Source organism: Neisseria sp. P0009.S007, from assembly GCF_051962515.1.
Genome location: NZ_JBQCVF010000128.1, coordinates 1 through 5,146, shown reverse-complemented (window position 1 = coordinate 5,146; position 5,146 = coordinate 1). Strand labels below are relative to the sequence as shown.

Sequence of the window (5,146 nt, the reverse complement as noted above, 5' to 3'; positions counted from 1 at the left end):
GGTAAGCTGATGGTGAAAGGCAAATCTATGGTCAGCGAAGAGATTGAGCTGAACCATTATCTGCAAGATCAAGGCATCAAAGCGATTGAGAGCGACTTGGGCGAGTTTATCGTTCAAATGGCCGGCGAGAAACCAACCCATATCGTGATGCCTGCCATTCATAAAACCAAAGAGCAGGTTAGCGAGCTTTTCCATCAAAACCTCGGCACTCCATTAACAGATGATGTAGACCAGTTGACTGGATTTGCGCGTAAAGCATTGCGCGATATTTACAGCACTGCCGATGTCGGTTTGAGCGGTGTGAACTTTGCCGTTGCTGAAACGGGCACTTTGTGTCTGGTCGAAAATGAAGGCAACGGCCGCTTGAGTACCACTGTACCGCCTGTGCACATCGCCATTACCGGTATTGAAAAAGTGGTTGCGAAGCTGTCGGATGTTCCGCCTTTGTACAGCCTGCTGCCACGCTCCGCCATCGGTCAGAACATTACCACTTATTTTAATATGATTACCGGTCCTCGCCGTAGCGAAGAGCTGGACGGCCCTCAAGAAATGCACTTGGTACTGCTTGATAACGGCCGTAGTCAAGCGTATGCAGAAGATCAAATGCGCCGTACCTTGCAATGTATCCGTTGCGGTGCGTGTATGAACCACTGTCCGGTTTATACCCGTATCGGTGGCGCGGCCTACGGTACGACTTATCCCGGCCCGATTGGCGAGATTATCTCTCCGCATTTGTTAGGCTTGGATGCGACACGCGATCTGCCGACTGCATGTACCATGTGTGGCGCCTGTGTTGAGGTTTGTCCGGTACGCATTCCGATTACCGAACAAATGCAACGTCTGCGTGTTGAAGCGCAACGTTCGCCAACAGAAACCGTTCCTCATCCTATCCGTGGTCAAGGCGCATCGCATACCTTCGGCGAGCAAATGGCGTGGCGTACGTTTAACGGCATTTTCAGCGGCAGTAAGGCTTATCGAGCATTCGGCTGGGCTGCTACCAAATTCCGTGCATTGACGCCAAGCAAGCAGTTAAGCTGGACCAATAACCATGTTCCGATGAAACCTGCCAAGCAAACATTGCATGAGATGATGGCAGAAAGAAAACGTCAGCAAGAAAAAGCATAAGACTTGAAAATAAAACCTGGGGGATAAAAGCCTCAAGTTTTATTTTTTATTGAATACTGCTGGTGTAGCATCGCTATTTGTAAAGGCATTTGATTTGATTATTGTATTTTGATTCTTTTGAATAAAAAGGCCGTCTGAAAGATTTTCAGACGGCCTTTATTACATCCAAAAGTTTTTGTCTAAGTCCTTAGAGCAATACTTTTTCTACACCGCCGTTATTGGCTTTTTTTACAAACTCATCCAGCCAGTTTTCGCCGAGGATGTGTTTCGCCATTTCGATGACAATGTAGTCGGCAGGCATATTGTTGTCGTCGGCGTAGCGGCTCAGGCCTTGCAGGCAGGCTGGGCAGGAGGTAAGCATTTTGACGGGTTCGCCCTGAGGCAGCTCTTTGAGGTTTTTCTCAATTTCCTCTTGTTTGCGGAACTTGACCTGAGTGGCAATGTCGGGTCGTTTGACGGCAAACATACCGGACTCGCCGCAGCAGCGGTCGCTTAAGACGACTTTCTGTCCCATCAGGCTGCTGGCCATTTGGGTGGCATTCATGGTTTTGATCGGGGTATGGCAAGGGTCGTGGTAGAGGTATTGCTGACCTTGTACGCCGTTTAGCTGCACACCTTTTTCAAGCAGATATTCATGGATGTCGATGATACGGCAGCCTGGGAAGATTTCTTCAAAACGGTATTTTTCCAGTTGGTCGTAGCAGGTACCGCAACTGACGACGACGGTTTTAATGTCGAGGTAGTTGAGGGTGTTCGCCATACGGTGGAAAGCCACGCGGTTGTTGGTGCTCATTTCTTCGGCTTTAGCCTTATTTCCGCCTGCGTCTTGCGGATAGCCGCAACACATATAGCCCGGCGGCAGGACGGTTTGTACGCCGACATGCCAGAGCATGGCTTGAACGGCTAGTCCGATTTGGCTGAACAGGCGCTCAGAGCCGCAGCCGGGGAAGTAGAACACGGCTTCGGCATCTTCCGGAGAAGCCGGATTGCGGATGATAGGAATACTCTTGTCGTCTTCTATACCCAGCATGGAGCGTGGAGTTTTAGCAGGCACGCTTTTCGGCAAAGGACGGTTGATGAAGTGGATAACCTGTTCTTTGATTGAGGCGGTACCGACGGTGGCTTTCGGTTCGGCTTTTTGCTTTTTAGTGCCAATCGGAAGAAGCTTGCCGATTTTGTAGGCAAAGTTTTGCGCTGGGAAGCCGGTCTGTATCATGGCGGCGCGAAGGGCTTTAATGGTTTTCGGGCCTGTGGCGTTCAAAAATGCCATACCCATTGAAGCTGCAGGCGCAAAGCGTTTGTGGCCGGAATCGGCAAGGTAGTTGCGGACGGCTACGGTAACGTCGCCAAAGTCGATGTTGACAGGGCAGGGCTTAACGCAGCGGTGGCACACGGTGCAGTGGTCGCCGATGTCCATCAGTTCTTCAAAATGCTTGACGGAAACGCCGCGACGGGTTTGTTCTTCGTATAAGAAGGCTTCGGTCAGTAAGCCCACACCGAGGATTTTGTTGCGGGGGCTATACAGTAGGTTGGCACGCGGAACATGAGTAGAGCAAACAGGTTTGCATTTGCCGCAGCGCAGGCAGTCTTTGACGGAATCGGCGATGGTGCCGAGGTCTGATTTTTCCATAATCAGCGATTCCGCACCCAAAAGCTCGAAAGACGGCGTATAGGCGTTGCGCAGGTCCGAGCCTTTCATCAGTTTGTGACGGTTGAAGGTGTGTTTGGGATCGACTTGGTTTTTGTAATTCCAAAACGGTTGCAAATCTTCATCTGTCAGGAATTCGAGCTTGGTAATGCCGATGCCGTGTTCGCCGGAAATTACGCCGCCGAGCGAACGGGCGATTTTCATGATGCGTTCCACAGAACGGTAGGCCGTCTGAAGCATTTCGGCATCGTCTGAGTTAACCGGAATATTGGTGTGAACGTTACCGTCGCCGGCGTGCATATGCAGGGCGACGAAGACGCGGCTGCGTACGGTTTTGGCGTGGATTTTGCCCAAGCCTTGGATAATTTTGGTATCTGTTTTGCCGCTGAAGATTTCAGAAAGCGGCTTCATTACGTCCGCTTTGACAGACACGCGCAGGCGGAAATCGCGGAAGGCAATAAAGCAGCTTTCATTGTTTTTGGCTTCGGGCGCAGCGTGGACGGCTGCGCCATAGCGTGCTTTATAGTCGGCAAGCGGCGCGTCTAAGTTAGCAAGCAGCCATTCCCAACGCGCTTTGACAGCGGAAACGTGGGCTAGGGCGTGTTTGCCGCGTTCGCCCAATAGTTCGGCGGTTGGCAGGTCTGTTCCCATTTTGTCGATGGGGAGTTTGCCGGACAGATATTGCTCTAAGGCGGCACAGAGTTTGAGTTTGTTTTGAATGGAAAGCTCAATGTTGATGCGCTCGATGCCGTCTGAATACTCACCGAGCCGCTCCAGCGGAATCACTACGTCTTCGTTGATTTTAAAGGCGTTGGTATGTTTGGCGATGGCGGCGGTGCGGCTGCGGTCAAGCCAGAAGGTTTTGCGCGCTTCTGGAGATATGGCGATAAAGCCTTCGCCGTCGCGGGCGCGGGCAAGTTTGCAGATGTGTTCGGCGGCTGCCTGTACGGCGGCTTCGTCATCGGAAACCACGTCTGCCAGCAAGACCATTTTAGGTCGGCCTTTACCTGCCGCTTTGGTGGCATAACCGACGGCGCGGACGTAACGCCAGTCTAAATGCTCCAAACCCGCCAGCCGAACGCTTTCATGGGTAAGCAGGAAATCGCGGATTTCGACGATGGAAGGCGTTGCGGTGGCGACTGTACCGAAAAATTCCATACATACAGTACGCGTGTATTTCGGCATTTTGTGCAATACGAAGGCGACGCTGGTGATGATGCCGTCTGTGCCTTCTTTCTGCACGCCGGGCAGACCGCTCAAGAATTTGTCGGTAACGTCTTTGCCCAAACCGACTTTGCGGAATTTGTGGCCGGGGATTTCCAAGCGTTTGGTATTGACGATATTGCGGCCGTCTGAATCCAACGTATGTACATCAAACAAGGCGATTTCTTCATCGTGGATTTTGCCAAAATTGTGGCGAACGCGTTCGATACGCAACCATTCGCCTTGAGGGTTGATCATGTTCCAGTAGGCGAGGTTGTCCAAGGCAGTACCCCACAGCACAGCTTTTTTGCCACCTGCATTCATCGCCACATTACCGCCCACGCAAGACGCATCGGCGGAAGTCGGATCAACGGCAAACACCAAACCCGCCTGATGCGCGGTTTCTTCCACCCGGCGGGTTACTACGCCTGCGCCACAATGGATAATCGGATGTCTGCCGTCCAAGCCTGCCAGCTCAACATATTCGACGCCGCGATGCTTGTCGAGTTTTTCGGTATTGATGACTGCGCTGTTTGCGTCTAAAGGTACTGCGCCACCAGTGTAGCCGGTACCGCCACCGCGTGGGATAATGACCAAGTCCAACTCAATTAAAGCGCGCACCAAAGGCGCGATCTCTGCCTCGGTATCAGGATTAACGACAACAAACGGATACTCCACGCGCCAGTCAGTCGCATCGGTAACGTGCGTTACTCGAGCCAATCCGTCAAACATAATATTGTGCGGCTTGGTAATTTTGCTTAAGCGATCCAAAATTTGATGGCGTTTTTGGCTGGTTTCATCAAAACTGCTATCAAAACGCTCGACTGCTTTTTCTGCTGCTGCAACCAAGACATCCACTTGCCGATTATCGTCGCGGCGTTTGCGGATTTCATTTAAGCGGTGGCGCATTTCCCGCACCAGCGCGGCGCGGCGTTTCGGATGCTCCAGCAAATCATCGACCAGATACGGATTACGCACGACCACCCAAATATCGCCCAATACTTCAAACAGCATTCGTGCCGAACGTCCTGTTTTGCGTTGACCGCGCAGGTCTTGCAGGATTTGCCACGCTTCGTTGCCCAACAGTCGGATGACGATTTCGCGGTCGGTATAAGAAGTATAGTTATAGGGAATTTCTCGAATACGCTGAGGGGCAGTAGTCGTGGTCAT

General features: G+C 51.8%; 2 protein-coding genes. One reads left to right on the top strand and one right to left on the bottom strand.

What is annotated here, in order from left to right; genetic code table 11:
• The coding region (locus tag ACTHS3_RS10120) for a lactate utilization protein B (RefSeq protein WP_440367890.1) at positions 1-1,125 on the top strand (1,125 nt) is incomplete at its 5' end.
• Positions 1,126-1,312: 187 nt separating this feature from the next.
• On the opposite strand, the gene ACTHS3_RS10115 is transcribed toward ACTHS3_RS10120, so the two are convergent.
• Positions 1,313-5,146, bottom strand: a 3,834-nt coding sequence (locus ACTHS3_RS10115) for a DUF3683 domain-containing protein (RefSeq protein ID WP_049336118.1), incomplete at its 5' end; no start/stop codon positions are given.